At 68.0% G+C, this 26,133-nt stretch carries 23 protein-coding genes; 8 read left to right on the top strand and 15 right to left on the bottom strand.

The genetic code is table 11. From position 1 onward, the window contains the following. Positions 1-233: 233 nt before the first annotated feature. From QH196_RS13485 to QH196_RS13455, 7 genes are all read right to left on the bottom strand, one after another. Complete coding sequence (locus QH196_RS13485; protein ID WP_280416121.1) at positions 234-1,226, bottom strand: Acg family FMN-binding oxidoreductase; 993 nt, start codon at positions 1,224-1,226, stop codon at positions 234-236. 68 nt (positions 1,227-1,294) lie between these two features. Further along, positions 1,295-2,272, bottom strand: a complete 978-nt coding sequence (locus tag QH196_RS13480; RefSeq protein WP_280416120.1) for a hypothetical protein — start codon at positions 2,270-2,272, stop codon at positions 1,295-1,297. Between the two features lie 400 nt (positions 2,273-2,672). Further along, a complete protein-coding gene (locus QH196_RS13475; RefSeq protein WP_280416119.1) occupies positions 2,673-3,425 on the bottom strand; it encodes a L,D-transpeptidase in 753 nt (250 codons plus the stop codon). A 119-nt stretch (positions 3,426-3,544) separates the two neighbouring features. After that, on the bottom strand, positions 3,545-5,656 hold the full coding sequence (locus QH196_RS13470; RefSeq protein WP_280416118.1) for an amylo-alpha-1,6-glucosidase: 2,112 nt from the start codon (positions 5,654-5,656) through the stop codon (positions 3,545-3,547). Beyond that, positions 5,653-6,804: a glycosyltransferase family 4 protein gene (locus QH196_RS13465; protein WP_280416123.1), complete on the bottom strand. Its 1,152-nt coding sequence runs from the start codon at positions 6,802-6,804 to the stop codon at positions 5,653-5,655. Before QH196_RS13465 ends, QH196_RS13470 begins: the two co-directional genes overlap by 4 nt. Before the next feature lie 274 nt (positions 6,805-7,078). Further along, positions 7,079-7,360 (bottom strand): hypothetical protein, encoded by a 282-nt coding sequence (locus tag QH196_RS13460; protein ID WP_280416117.1) that lies wholly within the window; start codon positions 7,358-7,360, stop codon positions 7,079-7,081. Positions 7,361-7,578: 218 nt separating this feature from the next. Further along, the gene (locus QH196_RS13455) at positions 7,579-8,238 is read right to left on the bottom strand and encodes a cyclodeaminase/cyclohydrolase family protein (RefSeq protein ID WP_280416116.1); all 660 of its coding nucleotides are present in this window, start codon (positions 8,236-8,238) and stop codon (positions 7,579-7,581) included. Between the two features lie 129 nt (positions 8,239-8,367). Between QH196_RS13455 and QH196_RS13450 the strand changes: the two genes are divergently transcribed. Then, positions 8,368-9,408, top strand: coding sequence for an LLM class F420-dependent oxidoreductase (locus QH196_RS13450; protein WP_280416115.1), 1,041 nt, complete (start codon positions 8,368-8,370; stop codon positions 9,406-9,408). A gap of 666 nt (positions 9,409-10,074) precedes the next feature. Here the strand turns inward: QH196_RS13450 and QH196_RS13445 are convergent. The 7 genes from QH196_RS13445 to mftR all read right to left on the bottom strand — a co-directional run bounded on the left by QH196_RS13445 (position 10,075) and on the right by mftR (position 15,898). After that, positions 10,075-10,413 (bottom strand): STAS domain-containing protein, encoded by a 339-nt coding sequence (locus QH196_RS13445; RefSeq protein WP_280416122.1) that lies wholly within the window; start codon positions 10,411-10,413, stop codon positions 10,075-10,077. Between the two features lie 46 nt (positions 10,414-10,459). Next, positions 10,460-12,799 carry a SpoIIE family protein phosphatase gene (locus QH196_RS13440; protein WP_280416114.1) on the bottom strand — a complete coding sequence of 780 codons (2,340 nt, stop codon included), beginning with the start codon at positions 12,797-12,799 and terminating at the stop codon, positions 10,460-10,462. A gap of 16 nt (positions 12,800-12,815) precedes the next feature. Beyond that, entirely contained in the window at positions 12,816-13,463 is a 648-nt protein-coding gene (locus QH196_RS13435) for a SpoIIE family protein phosphatase (RefSeq protein WP_280416113.1), read from the bottom strand. Next, a complete protein-coding gene (locus QH196_RS13430; RefSeq protein WP_280416112.1) occupies positions 13,456-13,869 on the bottom strand; it encodes an anti-sigma regulatory factor in 414 nt (137 codons plus the stop codon). The genes QH196_RS13435 and QH196_RS13430 overlap by 8 nt, the downstream gene beginning before the upstream one ends. Next, on the bottom strand, positions 13,859-14,251 hold the full coding sequence (locus QH196_RS13425; protein ID WP_033241694.1) for an STAS domain-containing protein: 393 nt from the start codon (positions 14,249-14,251) through the stop codon (positions 13,859-13,861). The genes QH196_RS13430 and QH196_RS13425 overlap by 11 nt, the downstream gene beginning before the upstream one ends. A gap of 10 nt (positions 14,252-14,261) precedes the next feature. Continuing rightward, a complete protein-coding gene (locus QH196_RS13420; protein ID WP_033241695.1) occupies positions 14,262-15,164 on the bottom strand; it encodes an STAS domain-containing protein in 903 nt (300 codons plus the stop codon). 116 nt (positions 15,165-15,280) lie between these two features. Further along, positions 15,281-15,898 carry a mycofactocin system transcriptional regulator gene (mftR, locus tag QH196_RS13415; RefSeq protein WP_280416111.1) on the bottom strand — a complete coding sequence of 206 codons (618 nt, stop codon included), beginning with the start codon at positions 15,896-15,898 and terminating at the stop codon, positions 15,281-15,283. 98 nt (positions 15,899-15,996) lie between these two features. Here mftR and mftE point away from each other — a divergent pair, with 98 nt between their 5' ends. The 7 genes from mftE (at position 15,997) to QH196_RS13380 (ending at position 24,999) form a co-directional block, all read left to right on the top strand. Then, positions 15,997-16,698: a mycofactocin biosynthesis peptidyl-dipeptidase MftE gene (gene mftE, locus QH196_RS13410; protein WP_280416110.1), complete on the top strand. Its 702-nt coding sequence runs from the start codon at positions 15,997-15,999 to the stop codon at positions 16,696-16,698. Next, positions 16,695-17,909, top strand: a complete 1,215-nt coding sequence (gene mftD / locus QH196_RS13405) for a pre-mycofactocin synthase MftD (RefSeq protein ID WP_280416109.1) — start codon at positions 16,695-16,697, stop codon at positions 17,907-17,909. The genes mftE and mftD overlap by 4 nt, the downstream gene beginning before the upstream one ends. A 315-nt stretch (positions 17,910-18,224) precedes the next feature. Continuing rightward, positions 18,225-19,901, top strand: coding sequence for a fumarate hydratase (locus QH196_RS13400; protein WP_280416108.1), 1,677 nt, complete (start codon positions 18,225-18,227; stop codon positions 19,899-19,901). Between the two features lie 367 nt (positions 19,902-20,268). Beyond that, positions 20,269-21,801, top strand: coding sequence for an ABC transporter substrate-binding protein (locus tag QH196_RS13395; protein ID WP_280416107.1), 1,533 nt, complete (start codon positions 20,269-20,271; stop codon positions 21,799-21,801). Beyond that, a complete protein-coding gene (locus tag QH196_RS13390) occupies positions 21,786-22,727 on the top strand; it encodes an ABC transporter permease (RefSeq protein WP_280416106.1) in 942 nt (313 codons plus the stop codon). Before QH196_RS13395 ends, QH196_RS13390 begins: the two co-directional genes overlap by 16 nt. Continuing rightward, the gene (locus QH196_RS13385) at positions 22,724-23,557 is read left to right on the top strand and encodes an ABC transporter permease (RefSeq protein WP_280416105.1); all 834 of its coding nucleotides are present in this window, start codon (positions 22,724-22,726) and stop codon (positions 23,555-23,557) included. The genes QH196_RS13390 and QH196_RS13385 overlap by 4 nt, the downstream gene beginning before the upstream one ends. After that, positions 23,554-24,999 (top strand): ABC transporter ATP-binding protein, encoded by a 1,446-nt coding sequence (locus QH196_RS13380; protein WP_280416104.1) that lies wholly within the window; start codon positions 23,554-23,556, stop codon positions 24,997-24,999. The genes QH196_RS13385 and QH196_RS13380 overlap by 4 nt, the downstream gene beginning before the upstream one ends. A gap of 174 nt (positions 25,000-25,173) precedes the next feature. Here the strand turns inward: QH196_RS13380 and QH196_RS13375 are convergent, their stop codons facing one another. Further along, positions 25,174-26,073, bottom strand: a complete 900-nt coding sequence (locus tag QH196_RS13375; RefSeq protein WP_280416103.1) for an alpha/beta fold hydrolase — start codon at positions 26,071-26,073, stop codon at positions 25,174-25,176. Positions 26,074-26,133: the final 60 nt, after the last annotated feature.

Raw genomic sequence — 26,133 nt, 5'->3', positions numbered from 1 at the left:
GTGCAACAGCCTTTCTCAGTGAGGCCGGGTCGCGTGACTAGCGCCGGCGCGGGTCGCGCCGTGCGGGTTACGGCCGCGGGGGACCGTGGAGGGGCCGGGCCCCGCCCGGGGGGGGGGGGTGGTGGCGGGGGGGGTGGGGGGGGGCGTGTTTGTGTGTGCGCCGGTTGGGGGGGGGGGGGGGGGGGGGCGGGCCGGGGTCCTCCCCCCCCCCCCCCCCCCCGCCGTGAACCGCGTCAGCCGAACCGGTGCAGCTCCAGGAAATCGCCCACCGGGCGGCGTGGTGTCGGCGGTTGCGCGGCAGTGGTGGGCGCCGTGCCGACCCGGATGACCACCTGCGGTTCCACCCGCCCGGGCACCAGGTTCGCGATGGCACGGCGGCTCGTCGGCACCTCGGTGATATGGGTCAGCGGGCAGGTGGCCAGCCCCGCGGCCGTACATTCGAGCAGCACCGCGGACAGGGCCTCGCCGGCCCGCAACCAGTGGGCGGGCGTATCCGCGGCCGAGCCGAGCACCAGCAGTTGCGACGCATCGGTGAGTTCGCCGCGCCGTAGCGACGGCGGCGCGGCCGGGAAGGCCCGGCCCACCCCCACCTGGGCGAGTTCCGCGGCCGAGACCAGGGCCGAGAGCGGGACACCGTCGGCGGGGGAGTCGTTACCGGCCCACCAGTGCAGTTCGTTCAGGTATTGCGGATCGTAGGCCCGCAGCGCCGCCGACTGCGCGGACGCGGCGGCCAGCCGGAGCCGGGCCGAGGCCGCGAGCACGGTCACGGTGACCTCGCAGTCCGCTGCCACCGCCCGAAGTGCGGGCTCCACCCGCTCCCAATCGCGCGGCGGCAGCATCGGCAACCGGTCGGTATAGCGGCGGTCGATGGCCGCCGCGCGCGCCCGGACGATATCGGAGACATCCCGTGCGGGTTCGAACTCGATATCGGCGAAATGGTCGGCGGCGGTATCGGGCAACCGGGTCACCCGGGTGGACCAGCCCGCCGCCGCGAACGCGGTGCGGATATGGTCCAGCAGGGCACCGCAGCTGATCATCAGCTGCCGGCCCTGCGGATCCGCCGAGGACAACCGCCGGTAGGTATCGCCGTACAACTGCAGCCGGTGGCCGTCGAAGACCAGCCGCCAGGGTTGAGTGTTGTGGACCGAAGGGGCGCGGCGAGCGAGGGAGAGAGCGGCCTGCACCGTCGGATGGTCGGGAACCCGAGCCGTACCGATAGCGTCCATCTTCCGAGTCTGCCCGGCTACCGGGCCGCCGACCACCACCTGCCGGGATCCGCACCGAATCGTGGCAGTCAGGGCATGGGGCCGATACCGGTGATCAAGGTTCGGTCACCGATTCGCATCGTCGTCACCAGTTGCGGGTTGTATCCCAGTGGCGCGGATCCGGGCCGGTGTTCGGTGACGACCACTGTGTACTGGCCGACGAAGGCGCCCGGTGTGATCTGGAGGCAGTGCGTCGTACCCGCCGGGATCGTATCGATACCGTGCTGGATATCGGCGGCGGGCGGGACCGCGGCGTCTGGAGCGACCACGGCCCGCGCCTGTTCACCGGATCGGGTCACGTAATAGGCGTGCTGGAAACCGAAGATGGCGTCGGTTCCGGACGCGGTGCCGCCGGGGCCGTTGCCCTGCACCGTGTTCCCGATACGCTCGGCCGGGCAGTTCGGGTCCGCCGCCGGCGGGACATCCTGTGCCCGGGACGCGGGTGGATTCGCCGCCGTGGGCGCCGGGGCCGGCTCGCCGGCTCCCACCACCGCGAATTGCACATAGGCGGCCGCCCCGAGTGCCGCGACCCCCGCCACGCCCAGCAGCACCGGCAGCAGCCTGTTTCGCCCGCGAGCGCCGGTGGTGTGGGCGGATGCCGGTAACGGCGCGGGCGTATCCCGGGGCGTCAGACGGGCCCGGAGCCGTTCACGCGCGGTGGTCGGCGTCGTACCGGCATCCGAATCCGGTGCGCCCGCCACGGGCACCTCCCGGGTTTTCGCCGGAAATTCATCGACCGGTGGGTCGTCGTCCCGCGAAGCCGATCCGGTGTCGCGGGCGTACGGTTGCGTGTTCTCGCCACCGGGTCGTGGTGGATAGCCGTCCGAAGATGTCATCCAGTCCGCCCAGCTGCCCTCGTATCCGGCATATGCGGGCTGCTCGGCAGCGTGGGAGGAGAAATGACCGGGTGCGCCGGAATCCGGCGGTGGCGTCGAATAACCGGCCGGGTCCGGCGGCAGATGCTGCGGTTCGGTCACGGCCCGTGGCAGGAGTTCCGGGTCTGCCACGCTCCCAGAGGGTTCGACGGGAGATGCCGGGTGGTGGCCACTGCCCACGTCCGGTAGCCGCGGGATGGGCACTGTGGGCATGGGGTCGGCTTGGTCGATGGGCGTGTCCCCGGGGGCGGGGCCTGGAGAGGCCGGGGGCACGCGGCCGAATGCGGCGCGGGGTTCCGGAGGTTGATCGCCGTAGTCCGCGAACGGGTGTTCCGGGGGGCGCGTCCGGTCCGGATCGCCGGTGTGGCGGCCCGGCCGGGTGGGCGGGTTCTCCCCACTGGTGCCGGGAGTGCCGGGTCCCGGCGGTGGTCGGTCCATCACGCGGGCCCCCTTCATCGATTCACTGCGCGCGCTCGCTGTCCATTGTTCTAGTGGATCCGCGGGCGCGGCGCAGCGCAGGGGCCGTGGCGGCTCACCAGTGGATGTTCACCGGATCACCGATACCGACGTTCTCGTAGTACCAGGACGCGTCTGCGGGTGCCAGGTTGATACACCCGTGGCTGACATTGGAATTCCCCTGTTGACCCACCGACCACGGTGCGGAGTGGACGAATACACCGCCCCAGGTGAGCCGTACCGCCCATTCGCCGTCGATCAGGTATCCCTCCGGTGAATCCAGCGGAATGCCGATGGTGCGGGAGTCGAAGATGAGATTGCGGAACTTCTCCAGTACCGGGTAGGTGCCGGTCGGGGTTTCATAACCGGGCTTACCCATGGACGCCGGCATGGTCCGTACCACCTGACCGCCGATGGAGACGGTGAAGGTGTGGGTGGACATGTTCGCGTCGGCGATCACTCCGCCGTTGGTCTGGAACTGGGTGCGCTGATCACCGAAATTCACCGTGAATGTGGTGTTCGCCGGGAGGAAGCCGCTGGGTGTCCAGGTCAGTTCCCGGTCACCGTGCCAGGAATAGGTACCGGGCAGCGGCCGGTCGGCGGTGACCGACAGCGTGTTCTCCGCGCGGGCCCGGTCGGTGACCGGATCGGAAAACCGGACGGTAACCGGATGGGCGATTCCGACGACTGCGCCGTCGGCCGGAGCAACCGAGGTGACCGCGGCCGAGCCGGTTCCGCCGGCAGTCGCGGCGTTCGCCCCGGCCGGGACGACGAACAGTGAGAGCACGATCGCGAGAGCCAGAAACAGGTGCCGGGCAACAATATTCATGGTTCCACCCCTTAAGGAGGACTGGTGGACAGAAGTCCATCCTAAGGGGGCATGATCAACTAAACCAGCCAGGATATCGTCCCGGCACCTGTTTGCGATGTAGACACACCGGGCGATTGCTATTCGGTGACAAGTTTCCAGTCATCGGGTAGCCCGTGGACATGCATGGTCGAACCTTCGGCGTGAATACTCACCGTGGCCGGACCCAATCGCAGATCGGTCAACCCGACCTTGCCCCATTCTCGCGGAAGCTGCGGGGTCACCCGCAGGGTGCGCGTCGGCGCACACGGGGACAGGCCGAGGAAAGAGCGCACCAGCAGCAGCGGGGCGGCGCTCGCCCAGGCCTGTGGGGAACAGGAGGTGGGGTAGGGGACCGGTGAGCGGAAATCGGTGCGGGCGAAACCGCAGAACAATTCGGGTAGCCGCCCGCCGAATTCGCCGGCGGCGTCGAGCAGCCCGGTGGTGAGCCGTTCGGCCAGTTCGCTCGCACCCGGAATATGCCGATACCGCAACAGTCCCGCCACGGCGATGGCGGTATCGTGCGGCCAGACCGAGCCGTTGTGATAGCTCATCGGGTTGAAGGCGCCCATCGTGGCGGCCAGGGTGCGCAGCCCGAAACCACTGTCCATGGCCATATCGGCGAGCCGTTCGATCAGTTCGGCGGCGCGTTCGTCGGAAACGATTCCCGTCCACAGGCATTGCGCGGCGTTACTGGTCAGGGCGTCGACCTGGTTCTTCTGGCCGTCCAGAGCCACCGCGTACCAGCCGTTCTTGGCGACCCAGAAGGCCTCGTCGAACTGCGCCTTGAGCGTTTCGGCCTGTTCGCGCAGACGTTCGGCGGTTCCCGTATCGCCGAAGTATTCGGCGAGCTGGGCGCGGGCCCGCCGCGCCGCGTACACATACCCCTGGACCTCGCACAGCGCGATGGACGGTTCGGCCAGATGCCCGGTCGCGTCGTTGATGGCGTCGAAGCTGTCCTTCCAGCCCTGATTGCTCAGCCCGCGATCGGTTTTGCGACGGTATTCGACGAACCCGTCGCCGTCGGAGTCACCGTATTCGTCGATCCAGGCCAGCGCCGCGTCCGCCGCCGGGAGCAGTTCCCGGACCACCGCGTCCCCGGCGCCCCAGCGCCAGCATTCGGCCAGCAGCATCACGAACAGCGGCGTGGCGTCGACCGACCCGTAGTACACGGTGCCGCCGAGTACCTGGCCGCTGGCCGGGCCGTGCCGCATCTCGTGCATGATGCGTCCCGGCTCCTCCTCGGTGATCGGATTGACCTTGGTGCCCTGTAGATCGGCCAGTCGGCGCAGGGTGCCGACCGCCAGCGCCGAATCCAGCGGTAGCGCCATCCAGGAGGTGAGCAGGCTGTCCCGGCCGAACAGCGCCATGAACCAGGGCGCGCCCGCGGCCACATAGGCCGGGGCGCCGTCGGTACTGCCGTCGATACGCAGGGCGCCCAGATCGCTCTCGGTGCGCTGCAGGACCTCGGACAATGCCGGATCGGTGGCGGTCAGATCGGTGGCGGTGGCCCGCCACGCCTTGAGCCGGCTGATCGGGCTGTCCTCGTCGTCACCGAAAGCCATCTGCACCCTGCGGTGCGAGACCACGGGCTGAGCCAGGATCTCGGTATCCCAGCGGCCCCGCGCCGGCACCACCACCTGCCAGGTGATGGTGCCGGGCAGCATGACCGCCCCGCCGGTGGCAGTGATGGTCAGGCCACGACCGGGTTCGTTGTGGTCGGTCAGATGCAGATCGCCGTCGACGGCGTTGTGTTCGGCGCCGCCGCCGTGGTTGCGACCCTCTTTCACCGCGAACAGATCCGCGAAATCCGAGTCGACGAACAGGGTGATGGTCATCGCCGTGTCCTCGTGACCGAGATTGTGCACGGAGATGGCCTCTTTGAGCCCGTTGCCGATGAGCCGGCGGCGGACCACCAGCACAGTGCTGTCGGCGACCCCGGCCCGCGGGGGCTTACGCAGGATGAACCGGCCTTTGAACGCCTCCGGCGTGAGCACCGTGAGATGTTCGGCGGGCTGGCCGTCCAGGCGCAGTTCCCAGCGCGAGATCACCCGCGCATCGCGATAGAACAGTCCTTGCGAAGTGCCGGAATGGATATCGCCGAGTGGGTCGGACAGGCAGAACGTGCTCGCCTCGACCAGGGTGACCGTCCCCCCGCCGCCATTGATGGCGGCGGGCTGGCCGGAGTTGAGAATACTCGGCGTTGCGTTCATGCCCTACTCCATACCGGTGTCGTGCCGGCGTCGGCGCGGATCGCGGGTACCGCGGTGCGGCGCATACCGACGGCGGACAGTGTCTGGCCCCTGCTGTGGGCCTCGTCCCATGCATCGAGTATGCGGTAATAGGCGGCCTCGTAGCCCGCACCGAGCTGATCCACGCCGAAATAGTCTTCGACGCGGCGGCGGCAGGCATGCGGGTCGAGTTCGCGCGCTTTCGCGATGGCGGCGGGCAATTCGTCCGGGTGATCGCAGATGATGCCGGTGACACCGTCTTCGATCACTTCCTCCACCGCACCGCCACGCAACGCCACCACCGGCGTACCGCAGGCCATTGCCTCGATCATCACGATGCCGAAGGGCTCTTCCCAGCGGATCGGGAACAGCAGGCAGCGCGCACCGGCCAGTAGTTCGCGTTTGGCGACCGCATCCGCTTCCCCGAAGATGTGGTCGGTATCGGTGAGCAGCGGTTCGATCTCCTTGGCGAAGAACGCCTTCTCCGGCGGTTCGTTGCACTTACCGGCCAGGATGAGTTTGATCCCGGCCTCGTGTGCGGCCTGCAGGGCCAGATGCGGCCCCTTGTAGGAGGCGTAGCGGCCGAGGAACAGCGCGTAGTCCTGCTTCTCGGTGCGGAACGGCCATTCGCTCGGGCGCAAGGCGTTGTGCACCCGGCCGATCCAGTTGAAACTCGGCGCGAGCTCCCGCTGCCGGTCGCTGATCGCCACCAGGCGGGTGTGCTCGTCGAGAGCGCCGTAGTACTCCCACATATCGTTGTCGACCGGCCCGTGCACGGTGACCGCGGTCGGGATGCCCAGGTTCTCGTAGGCCGGGGCGTTCAGGGGGCCGGCGAACGTGTGGTCGTGAATGATGTCGATATGCCGGGAGCGGGCCAGCTTCTCCACCATGCGCCGCACCTTCAGGGCGTTGACGACCTCGGGGAACGGGTCGCCGAGCCGTTCGGCCTGAGTCGTCTCCCAGACCGGCACGAATTCCGCATCCGTACCGGGCTTTCCGGCGCCCAGTAGCGTCACCCGGTGCCCGCGCGCGACCAGGGTGTCGGCGAGTTCGGCCACCACGGCCTCGACGCCGCCGTAACCGGCCGGGGGCACATCGAAATACGGCGGCGCGACCAGCACGATGTTCAGCGGGTGGTTACGCCCGGCCCCGCCGAAGCGGGCGCGCCGGGGTTTTCGCGCCGGAGTATCCGATTCGGATTCCGCATTCGTGAATATGGTGCTCAACTTTCCTCCTCGTTTAGTGGCCGCACGACAGTTGTCGAGCGCCGCCCGGCCAATGGGTGGAGCTGATCAAGAACCATTCGTTGGGAGCGCGTGGAGCTATTGAAAGCACGCCGGAATATCCCGGCGGGCAGAATGAAGCGCGGCATGCGGGGCTGTTCGCCTCCGCCGCGCGGGAATATCAATCGCCGTAACGGGCCGAACGGCCGGGCGAAATACCGAAAGCGGGCCGGTCCGGCGGTGCGGCGATGGCCAGGGTCAGGCCGGCGCGTCTGCGGACCAGACATTCGGGAGAACAGAGTCTGTGGATATCGTGGGCGCGCCGGGCCTGGCCCGGTGTCAAAGTGCCCGGATCCGCCGAGCAGTCGGCGATATTGGATACGACTCCGTGTTCGGTGATGACATCGATTCCCGGCTCAGAGACTTCCGCCGCTACCGGCGTCGATGTGTACCCGATCCTCACCGTTACCTCCTGCACTCGTCGAGCTGGAGCAAACAGTTCCCGGCCACCGGAACTCCGCCGGCCGGTCTAGCCGATGGTGCTTGGGTCGAGCGGTGGAGCGCTGTGAATATCTCCGAACGCCGCCCATTCTACGCGTGCCTTCTTCTTACTGATATCTCGAATAATCCCAGTTCGGCATATACCTGGTTAATTCCCGCGTGCGGATATGTGCACGCGTTTCAGGTACGGACCGCATGGAGCACTTCCTGGTGTAGCGAATCCGCGCGTGCGGTGATTTCCGAAATCCGGCCCAGGACCTCGGTGAATGCCGCAGCGCGCGCGGCCGGAAGTGACCCCAGATTGATCTCGATATTCAGTTGTGAGGTCACCGCGGCGGCCCGTGCGGCCGCACCGGCAGCGCCGATATCGGTGACTACATTCGGGTTTCCGATCGGCAGCAATTCGGCTGCGAGGGCCAGTACACCGTCGGCCGCGTCGACCACGGCCGCCGGAACCCGGGCGGCCTCGAGCAGTGCCGCCTCGATCGCGGTGCCGCGCTCGGTCTTCTCGGCCTCGGTTTCCTTGGGCAGCTTGTACGCCGCGCCCACCGCGGTGAAGGCCGCGGCATCGGCGTCGGCGAGGGCGAGCGCGCGCTCGCGGGCCGCGTCGGCCGCCTCGATGATCCGGTCGACGACCGGCCGGTGCTCGGCATCCTTGGCCCGGGTGGTGTACCGCGCGACCATGGCGACCAGTGCCGCACCCTGGGCCGCATGTAGTGCGGCGACCGCGCCGCCGCCCGGTGCGGGCACCTTCGCCGCGAGTTCGCCCAGGTAGTCGCCGATCGGCGACCCGCCGAAACCGGTTTCGGCGGGCTGGGGCGATTGGGTGGGCTGCGACACGATCAGGCCTTTCTCGACACGGTAGCTCGAAGTTAGCTGCACTGCGCACGGGGTTACTGCCCTCAACCTACCGCGTCTACCGGCGTGGCCGGTGCCGGGCCACCCCGTAGCCGGGTTTATGTTGAGGGCATGCGGATCGGATTGAGCATCAATTATTCGGGCGGCTTCACGGAAGCCGCGGCCGAAGTGGCCGATTTGGAACGGGCCGGCCTGGATATCGTGTTCGTTCCCGAGGCGTACTCGTTCGACGCGGTGAGCGCCCTGGGCTACCTGGCGGCCAAAACCTCCCGGCTGCAACTGGCCTCGGGAATCATGCAGCTCTACACCCGCACGCCCACGCTGACCGCCATGACCGCGGCCGGCCTCGATTTCGTTTCCGACGGCCGCTTCGTGCTGGGCCTGGGCGCCTCCGGGCCGCAGGTCATCGAGGGCTTCCACGGCGTCCCCTACGATGCGCCGATCGGGCGTACCCGCGAACTCATCGAGATCTGCCGTAAGGTGTGGCGCCGGGAACGGCTCACCTACCAGGGCAAGTACTATCAGATCCCGCTTCCCGAAGGCGCCGGTACCGGCCTCGGCAAGCCGCTGAAGCTGATCAACCACCCTGTCCGCGAACGTATCCCGGTGCTACTGGCCGCACTCGGCCCGAAGAATGTCGCCCTGGCCGCGGAAGTCGCCGAGGGCTGGCAGCCGATCTTCTTCCTGCCCGAACGCGCCGACGCGGTCTTCGGTGAAGCCCTGCGCGCGGGCACCCAGAAGCGCGACCCCGAACTCGGCCCGCTCGACGTCTACGCCGGCCCGGCCCTGGCGATCGGCGAGAACGTCGAGCCGCTCCTGGAATTCGTCAAACCCATGCTCGCGCTCTATATCGGCGGTATGGGCGCCAAGGGCAAGAACTTCTACCACACCCTCGCCACCAAGTACGGCTACGGCGCCGAGGCCGACCGCATCCAGGAGTTGTACCTCGCCGGGAAGAAGGACGAGGCGACGCAGGTCGTCCCCGACCAGTTGGTCCGGGATGTTTCGCTGATCGGCCCCGCCGGATACGTCAAGGAACGTATCGCCGCCTTCGCCGAAGCCGGTGTCACCGTCCTCAATGTCGCCCCGCTGGCGGCCACCCCGGCCGACCGGGTCGCGCTGATCGAACAACTTCGCAACCTCTGCGACTGATACGGACTCCCAGCGGGATGCGCCGGGGCTGGTTCTTGCGCCGTCGGCGAGACATCTCGGTCCACGGCACCGTGGTCTTTCCGCGTCGGGAACGTGAATCGCGCCGGGCTTACGCCGTCCCGAAACAGTGGAAGACGGCAGTCCGATGAGCTCGGGAGCGGCGCCGTATCGCCGACTTCGACGACCGTGGAAGTCCGCGGGGGGGGGACCCGGGCTGTGGGTAGCTCACGCAACCCGCGATGTTGTAGGACTGCGCCCGTATCGAGCCACCGGCGGAGCCGGCTGTCGGCGAGGGAAGACGGTAACCGGAGATATCGCCGCCGGGACCGGCGGCTGGGAATCACATGCACTCCAGGCGCCGACCCAGCAGTTCGTCGCGTTCGCCGGTTACCCGCGCCGCGTAGGCAGGTGTGGCGGCCTCCTCTGATCGGGATCGCCCGACGAGGCCGGCACCGGCCGGACCGCCTGTCTGCGCCGCCGGCGCGATTTCGGGCCGTGCAGGCCCGTTCTGTGGCGAGACGTCGCGGCCCGGACAGTGCGGGTGCCGGGATCCTGCCCTTGCGCGGAGAACGGGCTGAGCCGGTCGGTCCCGGGGCCGGCGTTCACGAGACCGGGTGACACCGCGGGCCCCGGCGACCCGCCGGTCGGGCCGCCGGGATGGCCGCGTCAGGCGCCCCGGGCGCTCGCCAAGGCGTCGTCGAGGGTGGAATGCAGATCGAAGACCTGGTCCAGCGCCGTCATCTTCAACTGGCGGCTGGTGGCCGGGCCCTCGGCGACCAGGGCGATGGTCGTTTTGTCCCCGGCGCGCTGATGTGCGGCGACCAATGCGGCCATCCCGGCCGAGGCCAGGAAGCTCACGGCCGCGAGGTCGATGACCAGGTGACCCGTCCCGGCGTCGAGCGCCGTATCGATCGCGGTCTCCAGGGCGGGTGCCGTGGCGAGGTCGACCTCGCCGGTCACCGTGAGCACGGTGACGCCGTCGTGGTCGGCGACCGAAGTCGTCATCGTATCCGTCAGTGGGTTCGCGTCCGGGGAAGAGTTCGTCACATCATCACAATCTGCCATGGGCCTCTCGATCTCGCTGCATCGTACCCCCGCGGGAGCGGTTGTTCGTTCCGCGCAGGGCGCTGGCCACCGGGAACGTGATCGCCGGCAGGGTCACCGACATCCGCACCCGGGTGCCGGGACCCGGGTGGTCGATCTCGAGTTCCTCGGTGAGTGCCCGCATCATATCGATTCCCCGGCCCCGCGGACCCGGATCGGCGGGGCGGGGCCGCCATGTCCCGGTATCGGTGGTTTCGATGACCACCCGGTCGCCGGCGCATTCGGCGCTGATCATCACCCGTTCGGTATCCGTGGCGCCTTCTTGGTAGGCGTGTTCGATGCTGTTGCTGCACGCCTCGTTGGTCGCGGCGACCAGATCGGCGGTCAGGTTGTGCGGGACCGCCGCGGCGGACAGCCAGGCCGTGAGGGTGCGGCGCAGCATGGTCAGCCGGTCGGGCCGGGCGGGGAGGTCCAGTTTCAGTGGTTCCGGGGGCTGGCGGTAGACCACCATGGCGATATCGTCGTCGTATCCACCGTCCGGCCGCAGGGCCGAAAGTACCGAATCGGCGACCTCGCGCGGTAGTTTCTCGGCCGTATCGGCCAGCGTTTCGGCGATCTTCGTGAAACCTTCGTCGATATCTTCGCCGCGGCGTTCCACCAGCCCGTCGGTGAACAACACCAGGGTCGATCCCGGTGGCAGCGGGGTGGTGGCCTCGGGCCGGCGCAGTGTTTCGAAGGTCGCCAGGGGAACGGATCGGCCGCCCTCGAGGAGCCGGCCGGTCTTGTCCACATCGGCCAGGATCGGCGGCATATGCCCGGCATTGCTGTAGCGGACCAGCCCGCGTACCGGGTCGAGGACCGCCGCGCAGACGGTGGTGCACAGGGCGCCGGGGATACGGGCCGCCACCGGATCCAGTTCGGTGAGCAACTGCGCCGGTCCGGCGCCGCGTAACAGCAGCGCGCGGGCGGCAGTGCGCAGCTGACCCATCACCACGGCCGCGGACAGCCCGCGACCGACGCAGTCACCGACCACGACGCCGATGGTCCCGTCCGGTAGCGGTACCACGTCGTACCAGTCGCCGCCGATCTCGAGCGGCGGCAGCGCGGGTTCGTAGTGCACCGAGAAGCGGGGTGGGAGTTCGATCGGGCCGAGCATGGCCCGCTGCAGGGTCAGCGAGGTCGAGCGGGCCTGGTCGAAGTTGCGGGCCCGCTGTACGGCGAGACTGAGATGCCCGATGAGCAGCGAGAACAGTGTCCAATCGGCGGCGTCGACCACCCGCGGTACGGCGAACCGCAACCAGAGCGCGGCGTCCCCCTTTTCCCCCAGCGGCGCCACGATCCCCTCCGCGCTGCCCGCGCCCTCGGGGACGGCGATGAGGGTGCGGCCCGGGCGCAGCCGTGCGCGTTTGAGAATGGCCTCGGTGGCGGGTTCGAGCCCGGTGGCGCTCGCCTCCGCGGGCGCGCCGGGCGGGGTCCCGGAGACATACACCTCCGGCGCCTGATGCGCGGCCCAGACGGCCACCACCGCGGTTTCCGCGCCGACCGTACGCCGCAGTTCGTCGAGCCCCACCTCGAGCACCTCGGCCACCGTGGTCGCCGCGGCGAGAGCGGTGGCGAGGCGGTTGGCGGCCTGGTCGCGGGCCTGGGCGTCGTGTTCGGCGGTGACATCGCGGACGGTACCGACGAAGATATGTTCCTCGCCGTCCGGTTTCACCAGTGCGCTGGTGCTCACCCCGATCCAGCGGCGCCGGCCGTCCCGATGCTGGATCGGCACCACGAACCGGGAGGCCTCGGTGCCCAGATCGGGGTAGCGCGGTCCCTCCGGTATCGACCACGGATGCGGTATCGGATAGGGCACGCCTGCGGCACCGTATCCGGTGAGCTCACCGAATGCCTTGTTGACCTCGATGATCGAGCCGCGGGCGTCGGCAACGAAGAAACCGTCCTGCAGCGATTCCACCAGCGCCGTACGGAATTCGTCGCGCCCGGCGAGATCGTCGGCGCGGGAACGCTGCTGCTCGTAGCGGCGGGTGCCGTCCAGGTAGCCGCGGGTGGCCACATCGAGAGTGATCAAGGTCTGCAACAGGAATTCGAGCGCGTTCTCGGCCAGCGGGCTGTCGGCGCGGGCGGCCCCGGTGGCCGCAGTTTCCTGCGCGTCCGCTTCCAGCTGCACCTGTTTCGCCACCCGGAAGTGGTGCTCGGTGAGATCGAGCAGGCTGATTCCCTCCACGAGCGCCCGGCGGCCGAGTTCGTGCGCTTCGGCCAGACCGTCGCGTTCGGGCGCGGCGAGATGGCGGCGCAGAGCGTCGGCATAGGTATCGAGGAACGCCGTCAGGATCTCGCTCATATCCTGCCCCGGCGGATCATGACGCTTCGGCTCCGGATACGGCGTCGTGGGCGACACCGCGGGCCCGGGCGGCGAGCACCAGTGCGTCATCGGTGTCCTTGGCATGCCGGTCCACGAGTTCGCGGGCGATATCGGCCGTCGACGCGGCCAGATCGATACCCACGTCCGGTTCGACCACCACGCCGTCGGTGGACATGAGCAGCAGATCGCCCGGCCGCACCGGCACGGTCTGTGGCTGCAGGTTCGGTGGCAGCCGGTAGCCGACGATCCCGCCGCTCTGCAAGACGGTGGCGCTGACCTGCGGCCCCGTGGGCCCGGCGGTCACCACCTGGGAATCCACATTCCCGACGCCGAGCCACTGCGCTTCCTGCGCGCCGAACAGCGCCAGCGTCACCGCGGCGCCGCGAGTATCCGACATCGCCCGATGGCACAGCACCATCAGCACATCCAACGGTTCGTTCCGATTCTCGCCGAGCACCCGGGACGCGCGGTCCACCGCGGCGGCCGCGGCGCTGCCGTGGCCGAGGCCGTCGAGTACCGCGAAAAGTACGGAGCCGGTACCGGTGTCCAGGACCACGCAGCGGTCCCCGGAAACATCCTGTCCGGGGAGAGCGCGGCCGGCCACGGCCCATTCGATCCGGCCGATGAAACCGTCCTCATGCACCCTGGGGTACCCACTTCCACATCTCCACCAACGTGCCCTGATTGGGTGCGGATTCGATGGACATCCCGTCCATCAGCCGTTTGGCGCCCGGCAGGCCCAAACCGAGGCCCCGGCCCGTGGAGTACCCGTCTTCCATGGCGCGGGGGATATCGATGATGCCCGGCCCCTGGTCCTTGGCCTGAACCACGAGAGCGCGACGTCCGTCGCGCTCGGCCACCTGCAGGCGGATCTCACCGCTGCCGGCGTAACTGGTGATATTCCGGGCGACCTCGGAGATCGCCGTGGAGATCATGGTCCGGTCGGTGAGCGTGAAGCCGAGTTCCTCGGCCAGCTCACGCCCGGCCTGACGTGCGGTCACGATGTCGTTCGACATCTTCACCGCGATTACCACCTGATCAGCGGCCACTGTCACGACCATCTCGATGCTGGTGCCGGGCCGAGGATTTCCGGTTCAGCCAAGCCAAGCCCTCCTCGAGGTCCAGCGCAGTGTGCATATCCTCGAAGGTGAGGCCGAGTTGCACCATGGCGAAGGCGACCTCGGGCTGGAGACCGACGATCACGGTCTCGGCACCGCGTAACTGCGTCATATGCGCGATGGTGCGCAGTGATCGGGCGGCAAAGGAATCCATCACGTCGATCGCGGTGACGTCGACGATGATGCCTTGCGCGCGGTACTTGCTGACCTGTTTCATCAGGTCGTCCTGTAAACGCTCGGTATCGGCATCGGTCAGCGCGGACTGGACGGATGCGATCAGATATGTGCCCTGTTTGAGGATAGGTACTGGCATATCGATTCCGTCAGCGCGAATCGCGTTCGCTGCGTTCGGTCACTCTGGACACTTCGTATCCCAGTAACCGTTCCGCTTCCTCGATACCGCCCTGCAGATCGCCGACCGCGTTCATCTTCGACAGATCCAGTCCGATGGTCACCAGGGTCAGCGCGATCTCCGAGGACAGACCGGTCATGATGACGCTGGCGCCCATGAGCCCGGAGGCGTCCACGGTCTGCACCAGGTGGTTGGCCACCGTGGAATCGATATCGGGCACACCGGTGATATCGATGACGACCACCTTGGCTCGGTTGTCCCGGATGGCCCGCAGCAGCTGTTCGGTGAGCTGGCGGGCGCGCTGGCTGTCGAGCACACCGATTATCGGCAAGATGAGCAGCTGTTCGCGAACCTGCAGCACCGGGGTGGACAGTTCGCGGATGGCTTCCTGCTGCTGCCGGATCACGCGTTCGCGTTCCTGGACGAACGAGATGGCCACGGTGTTCGCGATGCGGTTCGCGGCCGGTTCGTAGGCGTCGAGGACGGCGTTGAGCAGGTCGAAGTTGGATTGGTACTTCTCGAACAGTGAGCGCGCGAGGACATCGCGCAGCAGCAGTACCATCCCGAGGACTTCGTCGGTTTCGACTCCTCTCGGGATGATGCGCTCGGACAGGTCACGCGCGTAGGCCTGCAGTGCTTCGACACTGCCGGTTTCCAGTACCTCGACGTAGTTGTCGTACACCGACGTCGCCTCGGAGAAGACCTCGTCGGGCGTCATGGCGGTGAGCAACCGTGCCTCGGTGATACGCCGCGCCCATTCCTCGCGTAGTGCGGTGCGGTTCTGGCGCAGATGTTCGACCAACTGCGGCAGCAGTTTGTCGACGGAAACCTCGGCCAATGAGTCCGCCGAAAGGCCCATGGACACCTCGGACATGTAACTTGTGCCCCTTTCGACGGCGGTCCGGTACATCGTAATGACTTCGGCGGTCTTGCCGATACCGAGCCTAGTCATACCCGTGCTCCTATGCCGGTGAAACCTGCCGGTCCGGTTTACTCGCCGGGTGTGACCGGAAACGCCTCCGATATGGCGAAACCTTGCTCCAAGGCCACCAGTGCGCGATCGAGATAAACGGTCAGGTCGGCATCGGCGCCGGTGACCCACGCGTCGTAGGCGGCGCGGGCCGCGGCAAGGGTGGTCCGGCCCACCGCCATGGGGATCAGTGAATCCGCCGGTTCGCCGAGCCGGGATGCCGCGAACTCGCCCACCGCGCGTTCCCAGGCGTCGTAGTGGGCACCGGCCGTGGCGGCCAGGGCGGGGACCTCGGCCACCAGTTTCATCCGGGTCCGCAGTTCCGCGACATCCTCGGCGCGATAGCGGTTGGCGTTCACCACCACCCGCCGGACCGCCGCCATCATCGGCTCGTCCGGTGTGACGGTGGCGAAGGCGGCGCGCAACCCGGCGACTTCGTCGTCGAACGAGTACCACAGCACTTCGGCTTTACCGGGGAAGTAGCGGAAGAAGGTGCGCCCGCTGATCCCGGCGGCCGCCGCGATCTGCTCGACCGTCGTCTCGTCGAATCCCTGTTCGCTGAACAGCCGCATGGCGATCAGTTCGAGTTCGCGTTTGGTGGTACCCCGGGGGCGCCCCCGTGGATGCTGTGCCGTCACAGGAAGATTCTGAACGATGCACCGTCTGTGCCGGGCCACCATGCACCGGAAATACATCCCTATTGATTTTGTCAGTCGCTGACGTTAATGTCGGCGGCATGTTGGTGGCGGACCTCACATGGCCGGAGGCGGGTGACCTCGGCAACAGCGGGGCGCTGCTCGTGGTGCCCGTGGGATCCACCGAGCAGCACGGCCCCCACCTGCCCCTGTCCACCGATACCGACCTGGCCGGCGCGCTGTGCGCGGGCCTGGCCGGCCGCCGCCGTGATGTGGTGGTCGCCCCGGCCGTCGCGTACGGCGCCAGCGGTGAGCACAGCGGTTTCCCGGGCACACTCTCCATCGGGCAGGCCGCGCTGGAACTGCTGGTCGTGGAACTGTGCCGGTCGGCCACCGATACCTTCGAGCGGATCGTGCTCGTCAACGGGCACGGTGGGAATGTGGAACCGCTGCGCCGGGCGGTAACCCTGTTGCGCAGCGAATCCCGCGATATCCGGCTGTTCCTGCCGCGCTACTCCGGTGACGCCCACGCCGGCCGCACCGAAACCTCGCTGCAGCTCACTCTTTCACCGGACCGTGTCCGCGGCGAGCGTGCCCGGCCCGGTGATACCCGGCCCCTCTCGGAGGTGCTGCCGCAGTTGCGCGCCGGCGGGGTGCGCGCCGTCAGTGCCAACGGGGTCCTCGGCGATCCCACCGGCGCCACCGCTGCCGAGGGCGAGCAGTTGCTTACCCAGCTCATCAACCAGTTGTTCGATCAGGTCCGGCAATGGTGGCCGGAACCAGTGGAAAGGATCCGACCATGAACCCGTGGTTCGAAACCGTCGCCGAGGCCCACCGCCGGGCCAAGAAGCGGCTGCCGAAATCTGTGTACGGCGCGCTGGTCGCCGGTTCGGAGCGCGGGCAGACCATCGACGACAATCAGGCCGCGTTCACCGAGCTCGGTTTCGCCCCGCACGTCGCCGGCCCGATCGGCGAACGCGACCAGTCCACCACCGTGATGGGCCAGCAGATCTCGATGCCGGTCATGATCTCGCCGACCGGTGTGCAGGCCGTCCATCCCGACGGTGAGGTCGCCGTGGCGCGGGCCGCGGCCGCCCGGGGCACCGCCATGGGGCTGTCTTCTTTCGCCAGCAAACCCGTGGAGGAGGTCGTCGCCGCGAACCCGATGACCTTCTTCCAGCTCTATTGGTGCGGTAGCAAGGACGATATCTCCGCGCGGATGGCGCGGGCGAAGGCCGCGGGCGCGGTCGGGCTGATCCTCACGCTCGACTGGTCGTTCTCGATGGGCCGTGACTGGGGTTCGCCGGTCATCCCGGAAAAACTGGACCTGCGCACCATGGCGAGTTTCGCGCCGCAGGTCATCACCAAACCGCGCTGGCTCACCACTTACCTGCGTTCGGGTACCCTGCCCGACCTCACCGCCCCCAATATGGCGCTCGGCGACGCGCCCGCCCCCGGTTTCTTCGGTGCCTACGGCGAGTGGATGGGCACCACCGCCCCGGACTGGTCCGACGTGGCCTGGGTCTGCGAACAGTGGGACGGCCCGGTGATGCTCAAGGGTGTGATGCGGGTGGACGACGCCCGGCGCGCAGTCGATGCCGGTGTCGCGGCCATTTCGGTGTCCAACCACGGCGGTAACAACCTGGACGGCACCCCGGCGTCCATCCGCGCACTGCCGGTGGTGGCCGATGCGGTGGGCCATGAGGTCGAGATCCTGCTCGACGGCGGTATCCGGCGCGGTAGCGATGTGGTGAAGGCCGTTGCGCTCGGCGCCCGGGCGGTCATGATCGGCCGTGCCTACCTGTGGGGTCTGGCCGCCAACGGGCAGGCCGGCGTCGAGAACGTGCTGGACCTGATGCGCGGCGGGATCGATTCCGCGCTGCTGGGGCTGCGCAAGACCAAGGTCACCGAGCTGGACCGGTCGGACATCGTGATCCCGGAGGGTTTCGAACGCCGGCTGGGCGTCGACGCGGCGCAGTTGCGGGTTCCGGACTCGGCTGCCGAGGCCGTATAACGCTGCGGGCGTAGCTGTCTCACGGGCGTCGATCGCGGTCGTCGCCGGCGGTGAACCACTTCATGCGGTCGGCCTTTCCTCGGGAAGGCCGACCGCATGCTGTTCGCGGGCGGATCGGCGATTCGTGTCGACGGGCGGGGGCCGAAGCGGTAACCACCCGCGTAGGTGTCCGCCGGGTTACGATTTAGGTTTGCCTAACTAACGATGGTGTGCCGGGCTGTCGATAGGCTCGCTGTGCTCGACCCCCGGTACAGCGGCGTCCACCGTGGCTGTGCCCTGTTCCACCCGCAGCCCACTTCCGAAGGAGTGCGATCGGTGACCGCTCCCGAGTTCCGCTATTCAGACCTGCTCCCGATCGGCGCCGACGACACCCCGTACCGGCTGCTCACCACCGAGGGTGTCCGCACCTTCGAATCCGGCGGCCGGACCTTCCTGCAGGTCGATCCGGAGGTGCTACGCATGCTCACCGCCGAGGCGATGCACGACATCAGCCACTATCTGCGGCCCGCGCATCTGGCGCAGTTGCGCCGGATCATCGACGACCCCGAGGCCAGCGGAAACGACCGGTTCGTCGCGCTCGACCTGCTGAAGAACGTCAATATCTCCGCCGGCGGCATCCTGCCCATGTGTCAGGACACCGGTACCGCCATCGTGATGGGTAAGAAATCCGAGGGCGTGCTCACCGGCGTGGACGACGCCGAATGGATCAGCCGCGGCGTTTTCGACGCCTACACGAAACTGAACCTGCGGTATTCGCAGCTGGCCCCGCTGACGATGTGGGACGAGAAGAACACCGGCTCGAATCTGCCCGCGCAGGTCGAGCTGTATTCCGCGCCGGGCGATCCCGCGCAGCCGTCCTACAAATTCCTGTACATGGCCAAGGGTGGCGGTTCGGCCAACAAATCCTTCCTCTACCAGGAAACCAAGGCCATCCTGAATCCCACCCGGATGCTGGAATTCCTGGACGAGAAGATCCGCTCGCTGGGCACCGCGGCCTGCCCGCCGTACCACCTCGCCGTGGTCATCGGCGGCACCAGCGCCGAATTCGCGCTGAAAACCGCCAAGTACGCCTCCGCGCACTATCTGGACAACCTGCCCACCGAAGGGTCGATGACCGGGCATGCCTTCCGGGATCTCGAACTCGAGCAGGAAGTGTTCAAACTGACCCAGTCGTTCGGTATCGGCGCCCAGTTCGGCGGTAAGTACTTCTGCCACGATGTGCGTGTGGTGCGGCTGCCCCGGCACGGCGCGAGCTGCCCGGTCGCGCTGGCCGTCTCGTGTTCCGCCGACCGGCAGGCGCTGGCCAAGATCACGCCCGAAGGTGTGTTCCTGGAACAGCTCGAACGCGAACCCGCGCAGTACCTGCCGGAGCAGACCGATGAGATCCTCGGCGGCGATGTAGTGAAGGTCGACCTGAACCGGCCCATGGACGAGATCCGCGCCGAGTTGTCGAAATACCCGGTGAAGACCCGGCTCTCGCTGTCCGGCCCCCTGGTCGTGGCCCGCGATATCGCGCACGCCAAGATCAAGGAACGGCTCGACGCGGGCGAGGAGATGCCGCAGTACCTGCGGGATATGGCCGTCTACTACGCCGGCCCCGCGAAAACTCCCGACGGTTACGCCTCCGGTTCCTTCGGCCCCACCACCGCGGGTCGCATGGACTCCTACGTCGACCAATTCCAGGCCGCCGGCGGTTCCTTCGTCATGCTCGCCAAGGGCAATCGCTCCGCCCAGGTCACCAAGGCCTGCAAGGAACACGGCGGTTTCTACCTCGGCTCGATCGGCGGCCCCGCCGCCCGCCTCGCCCTGGACTGCATCAAATCGGTGGAGGTCCTCGAATACCCCGAACTGGGTATGGAAGCGGTCTGGAAAATCGAGGTCGAGGATTTCCCGGCGTTCATCGTGGTCGACGACAAGGGCAACGATTTCTTCGCCGAAACCCAGAAGCCGATCGCGCTGCGCGTGCGCACCCGGTCGAAAGAACGGGTCTAGAAGACAAGTCGTATTCAGCGTTGTCTGTTCGCACGCCCTATGGTGTGCGCGGGTGGGTCGCTCCGGCCGGCGGTTCCACGGTGGTCGGCGACGAGTGCCGGGGGATCGACCGGCCTGGTCGCGTCGGTCGGCCCCGCGACCAGGAGGGCTGTTGTCGTCCTCGCCGCGAAATCCCCGGGCCGTAAGATCTTCGGCCTCGCGACCGCGGACGTCCGCCTCGCATAGTCCTCGCCGACCTGCTCACCCGGACCCCGGGAACAGGCCGACGGATCGGTCGCTGGAAGCACTGCTGCGCGGCCGGTGGTTGCGGTAACCTCATTCCGGTTAGCGCAGGCTAACCTTGTATCGGGCTGGATGAGGTCGAGCTGTGGAACTGAACAGGCGTCATATCTTGAAGGCAGGCCTGGGTCTGGGTGCGGTATTGCTGGTTGCCGGTTGCGGTGACGGTTCCTCATCTTCCGAAAGTTCGGACGGCCCACCGCGGCCCGGGGGAACGCTGCGGGTCGGTGCGATCGGGAAATCGTCGAAGATCGAGCGCGACCCGCATCAGACCTTGAGCAACGAGAGTGATTTCCTGATCGCCTCGCTGGTCTACGATGCGCTGACCGTTCCCGGCGCGGATCCGAATGTGGCTCCCCGGCTGGCCTCGAAATGGGAAGCCGATGCGCAGCAGCGGAAATGGACCTTCACGATCGCGGAGGGAGCGCGGTTCCACGACGGCCGTCCCGTGACCTCCGACGATGTCGTCTGGTCGCTGCGCCGGCTACGGGAGATCGCGGGCGAAACCAAGGTACCCGTGCCGACCGGGGATGATATCCAGCCCGCGGGTGCGAATGCGGTGGTGCTGACCTGTGCGGCACCGAACAGCCAGCTACCGCTGCTGCTGCGGATGATGACGTTCGTCGTTCCCGCGGGGACCACCGATTTCTCCGCGGCCGTGGGCACCGGACCGTTCCGGCTGGAGTCCTACGACAACGGCAACGCGCGCCTGGTGCGTAACGAGAACTGGTATCGGGAAGCCCCGTTGCTGGACGCCATCGAGGTCACGCTGTTCGAAAGCCCCGAATCGATGGCCAACGCGATCATGGCGGGCCAGATCGATCTCGCCTCGAGTGTGGGCGCGGTGGCCGGGCGGACGGCGGAAACGCGGGATGATCTGCACGTCATCCGCCGTCCGGACGATGTCGCGGTGGCGATCGCGATGCGCACCTCCGACGGGCCGTTCGCCGACCCCCGGGTGCGGGAGGCGGTGCGGCTCGCGGTGGATCGGGAAGCGATGGTGGCGCAGGTGCTGTCGGGGTACGGCACCGTCGCCAACGATATTCTCGGCACCGCCGACCCCGAATACGATACGTCGATCCCGCAACGCGAACGCGACCTCGACCGCGCCCGGACACTGCTCGCCGACGCGAAATTCGATACCGCGAAAACGTATCGCCTGCTGACGAAACAGGAAGCGGTGGGTGAGGTCGAATCGGCGAAGGTTTTCGCGAGTCAGGCCGCCGATATCGGGCTGAAGGTCGAGGTCGTCGTGCAGGAGGCCAACGCCTTCTACGATGAGACCTGGCTGACGGCGCCGCTGTACACGGTGAACTGGGGCACCAACGATTCGGTGGTCTTCTTCGCCAGCAAGGTCATGTATTCGCGGACGAAATGGAACGAGACCGGCTTCCACGACGCCGCGTTCGACCAGGCCTACACCGAAGCCCTCGCCGCACCGCCCGGCCCGGAGTACACCGCCGCGTGCCGGGAGATCCAGCGGATCCAGCACGATCACGGCGGATACCTCGTGTGGGGGATGGCCGACGGAATCGATATCGCTACCCGGTCCGTGCACGGCCTGCCGACACTGGGCGGATACGGTCGCGTGCAGCTCGAGCGGGCGTGGTTATCGCGTTGACCGGATTCGCCGTGACGGTGGCGCGTCGCCTCGGACTGCTGATCGCCCTGCTCGCCGTGGTGTTCGTGGTCGTCGACCTGCTGCCCGGTAATGCGGCCCGGGCCGTGCTGGGGCGGGATGCGAGCGCCGAACAGGTCGCGGCCAAGGAGCACGAACTCGGCCTGGACCGGCCGCTACCCGCCCGCTTCTGGGATTGGTTCAGTGGCGCGGTCACAGGTGATTTCGGGACCACTGCGCGCGGGCAGCCGGTGAACGAGCTGCTGGCGGAGAAGTTCCCGCAAACACTGCTGCTGGCTTCCCTCGCCCTGCTCGTCACGGTGACGGTCGCGCTGCTGCTGGGATTGTGGTGGGCGGCCCGGCCCGCCGGTCGCTCCGCCCGCGTATTCCAGCCCGGTTCGGCCTTCGTGATCGCGGTCCCCGAATTCGTCATCGCGACCTTGCTCGTTCTCGTCTTCTCCCTCTGGCTGGGCTGGTTGCCCGCGGTGACCTTCACCGACCGGTCCGGATACCCGGCCGGTGCGGAAATGCTGATCCTGCCGGTGCTTGCCCTGGCGATACCGCAGGTGGGCTGGAACGTCCGGGTCGTCCGGGGCGCGGTGACCGATGCCGCCGCCGCGCCGCATGTGGAAAGCGCGGTCTTGAACGGCCTTCCAGAGCGGACGGTGCTGCTGCGTCATATCCTGCCGTTCGCGTGGCCGACCATCGCGATGTCGTTCGCCACCTCCGTCGGCACCCTGTTCGGCGGGGCGCTGGTCGTGGAGACGATCTTCAACTATCCGGGTATGGGCGCCATGGTCGCCGGTTCCGTATCGGAGCGCGATACGGCCCTGGTCGCGGCCGTCGTCGCCGTCACCGGGACGACGATCATGGGCGTTCTGCTCGTGGCCGATGCCGTGCGGGCCTGGTCGAACCGAGGCCGGTCGTGACCCTGCCGATCACCGCCCGCCGGCTCCGGCCCGCCACCGCATCGCTGCGGCTCGGGATGCCCGCACTGATCGCCGTCGCAGTGCTGGCCGTCGCGATACTCGGGCCGATGCTCGCACCCCGCGCCGTCGACCATCCGGTCGGCATAACCTTCGCGGAACCGAGCGGGGAGGCATGGCTGGGCGGTGACCGGCTCGGCCACGATGTATTCAGCCGGCTACTGCACGGCGGATGGGGGCTGTTGCTGGTTGCCGTGATCATTGCGCTGCTGGTGACCGGATGCGCGGCGGTGCTCGGTTCTGTCGCCGCGCTGTATCCGCGGGTGGGTGCGTGGATCGAACGGGCCGCGGACCTGGGCATGCTCCTACCGCCGGTGCTCGCGATGCTGCTGTTCATGCTCTCCTGGCCGGAATCCGGTGCGGTAGGTCTCGTGATCATCTGCGTTGTCTCCGGAACGCCGTACACCGCGCGTGTTTTCGCGGCCGCGGCCACCGGGGTGGCGGCCTCCGGTTTCATCGAGGCGGCTCGGGGGCGTGGGGAGGGTGTGGCGTATCTCGTGGTCCGGGAATTGCTGCCGAACCTGCGGGAAACGCTGCTCACCCAGCTGGGGCTGCGTTTCGTGGAGGCGATGTATCTGGTGAGCACTGCCGCGTTCCTGCAGTTGCCGACCACGCTCGGCGATGCGAACTGGGCGGTCATGGTCCGCGAGAACGCCTCCGGAATTCTGCTCAATCCGGCCGCCGTCTTGGCCCCGAGCCTGTCGATCGGATTGCTCGCGGTGAGTGTGAACAGTGCCGTAGCGGCTTTCGGGCGGGGGAGGCGCAGCGTATGAGCACGGGTGTTGTGGTCGAGGAACTCTCGATCCGTACACGTACCGGCGCCGAACTACTGGCGCCCACGTCGTTGCGGGTGGAGCCGGGCACGATCACGGCGATCACCGGACCGTCCGGCGCGGGGAAAACGACCCTGATGCGGGCGGTGCTCGGTCATCTGGCCGCGGGCACCACACGGGTGAGCGGTTCGGTTCATATCAGCGGACAGGACATCTTCGCCCTTGAACGTGCGGCGTTGCAGACCTTCCGCCGCGAGCACCTGGCCTATGTCGGCCAGGACCCGGGCGCCGCACTGAACCCGGCCATGCGTATCCGTGCCCTCCTCGCCGAGGCGGCGGGACGGTCCGCTCTTGCCGAACACGTTGCGGCGCTGGAACGGGTCGGCTTGCCGGAACATATCCTGCACAGCCGGCCCGGGCAACTGTCCGGTGGCGAACAGCGCCGGGTGGCGCTCGCCTCGGCGCTGGTCCGCGGAGCCGCCGTGCTCGTCGTCGACGAACCGCTCGCCGGACTGCACGAACAACTGCGTACCGATATCGCGGCCTTGCTGCGATCGCTGGCCGCCGAGGAGAAGGTCGCCGTACTGGTATCCGGCCACGACACCACGACCCTGCATCGGCTCGCCGACGATGTGATCTGCCTGGGCGAGCCCCCGGCGGCGTTGCTCAGCCGGTTGCCCGCAACCCCGGGCACGGGCCCGGTCGTGGACGAGGTTGCGCTGCGTGCGGAGGCGATATCTGCGCGTGCAGGCAGCCGCATCCTGCTGGAATCGGTCGACCTCACCGTCGGCGCCGGCGAATCGGTCGCGCTGGTCGGACCATCGGGAGCCGGGAAGACAACGGTGGCGCGGGTACTCGCGGGCCTTCATACCCAGGCGTCGGGGCGCCTCGAGGTGAACGGCCGCCGATTGGGGATCGGAGCCGCACGCCGTTCCCGCCGCGACCGCCGGCGTATCCAGCTCATACCCCAGAACCCACTGTCCACACTGAACCCCAAACACACTGTGTTACAGACGCTGTCCCGCCCACTGCGGCTGAGCGGAACGCGGTCGCGCGAGCTGGCCGGCCGCGCGGCAACACTGCTGCGGCAGGTGGAACTGGACCCCGCGATGCTGCACCGCTACCCGGACGAGCTGTCGGGCGGCCAGCGGCAACGGGTGGCGATCGCCCGGGCGCTGGCCGCCGCGCCCGAGATACTGATCTGCGACGAGATCACCTCCGCCCTCGACGCCGATACGGCCGCCGCGATCATGGGGGTGATCGACCGTACCCGCGCCGACCGCGGGATCAGCGTTGTTGTGATCAGCCACGATATGTCGGTGGTGGCCGGGCACTGCCACCGGATGCTCGTCCTCGCCGGCGGGCGGGTGGTGGAAGCCGGTGATACCGCTGCCGTACTCGCCGAGCCCAGCACCCCCCAGACGCGGGCCCTGCTGGCCTGAGCCAGAGCAGCTCCGGGTGTTCCGGGACGGAGCAGGTGAGCGGCGTCGACATGACCACCCTCGGGGCTCGGCAAGCGGAAACCCGGGTGACTTCGCAACGTTTCCTTTACCGCAGCGCGACGCGCTCCTTTCCCGGGCATTGGAGTGGTGGCGGCGCTGAGCGCGAGTTGGGGTTCAGACTAGGCGGTCGAGGAGGGCGGCCAATTCGCGGGCCCGCAGCACGACACCGCCGTGGCCGGCGTCCAAGGTGTGCACGTCGAACCGATTGCCGGGGGTGAGGCGGTCGGCGTCGGCAATCATCTTCGTGACCAGGGCGGGGGAGAGGACGTTGTCCTGGGCGAGACGGATGTAGCTGCGGGGCACGCGGCCCCAGGTCTCGGGGTGGACGCGGGTATCGGCGAACTGGGTGCGGGCGCCGTCCTCGTGCTGCATACCGAAGTTCAGGACGGCCAGTGTCTGTTCGAGGGTGGCCTCGGGCATATTGAGCTTCCGGAAATCTTCCAGGGCTTCGATATCGGCCGAACGCAAGTTGAACCTGATGATCCCCGGGGGAACCGCCTCCAACCCGAGGAACAGCGAGTGGTCCGGGTCGGCGGCCGGGATGCCCTCGGCTGCTTCGGGAGTCTGCGCCAGGGCCATGGCGCTGGGGGCTTCCGGCGTGGAAGGGCAGAACGCGGAGAGGTAGACCAGCCGGTGGATCGCCTCGGGGATCTTGTTGGCGACCATACCGATCGTGACCCCGCCGAGACTGTGCCCGATCAGGACCACCCGGCCGTGCCGCTGCACCTGCTGCACCACGTCGACCACATGGGCGACATTGTCCTCCACCGTTATTCCGGCCAATGGCGAATCCGCGGCGGTGAATGCGGCGAGGTCCTGCGGCGCCTGATACGACAGCGGAAACGGTGCGTCCAAGCCGTGGCCGGGGAGGTCGACCGCCAGACTCCGGTGGCCGAGCAGGGCCAGTTCGCGGACCACGGGTGTCCAATAGAAGCTGTTGCAGGTCAGGCCGTGCACGAAAACGAATGTCGGTGCGGCGGTGGTGGTTTCCGAACGTCGTGCGGTTTCGGGCACGTGTCCCCCAGGGTGAGAAGCGGTAGACAACGGTTTCTTACCCGTCCGGAACCTCCGTCA

The organism is Nocardia carnea (assembly GCF_029868325.1).
GTDB lineage: Bacteria > Actinomycetota > Actinomycetes > Mycobacteriales > Mycobacteriaceae > Nocardia > Nocardia carnea_C.
This window is presented reverse-complemented; position numbering and strand designations above follow the sequence as displayed.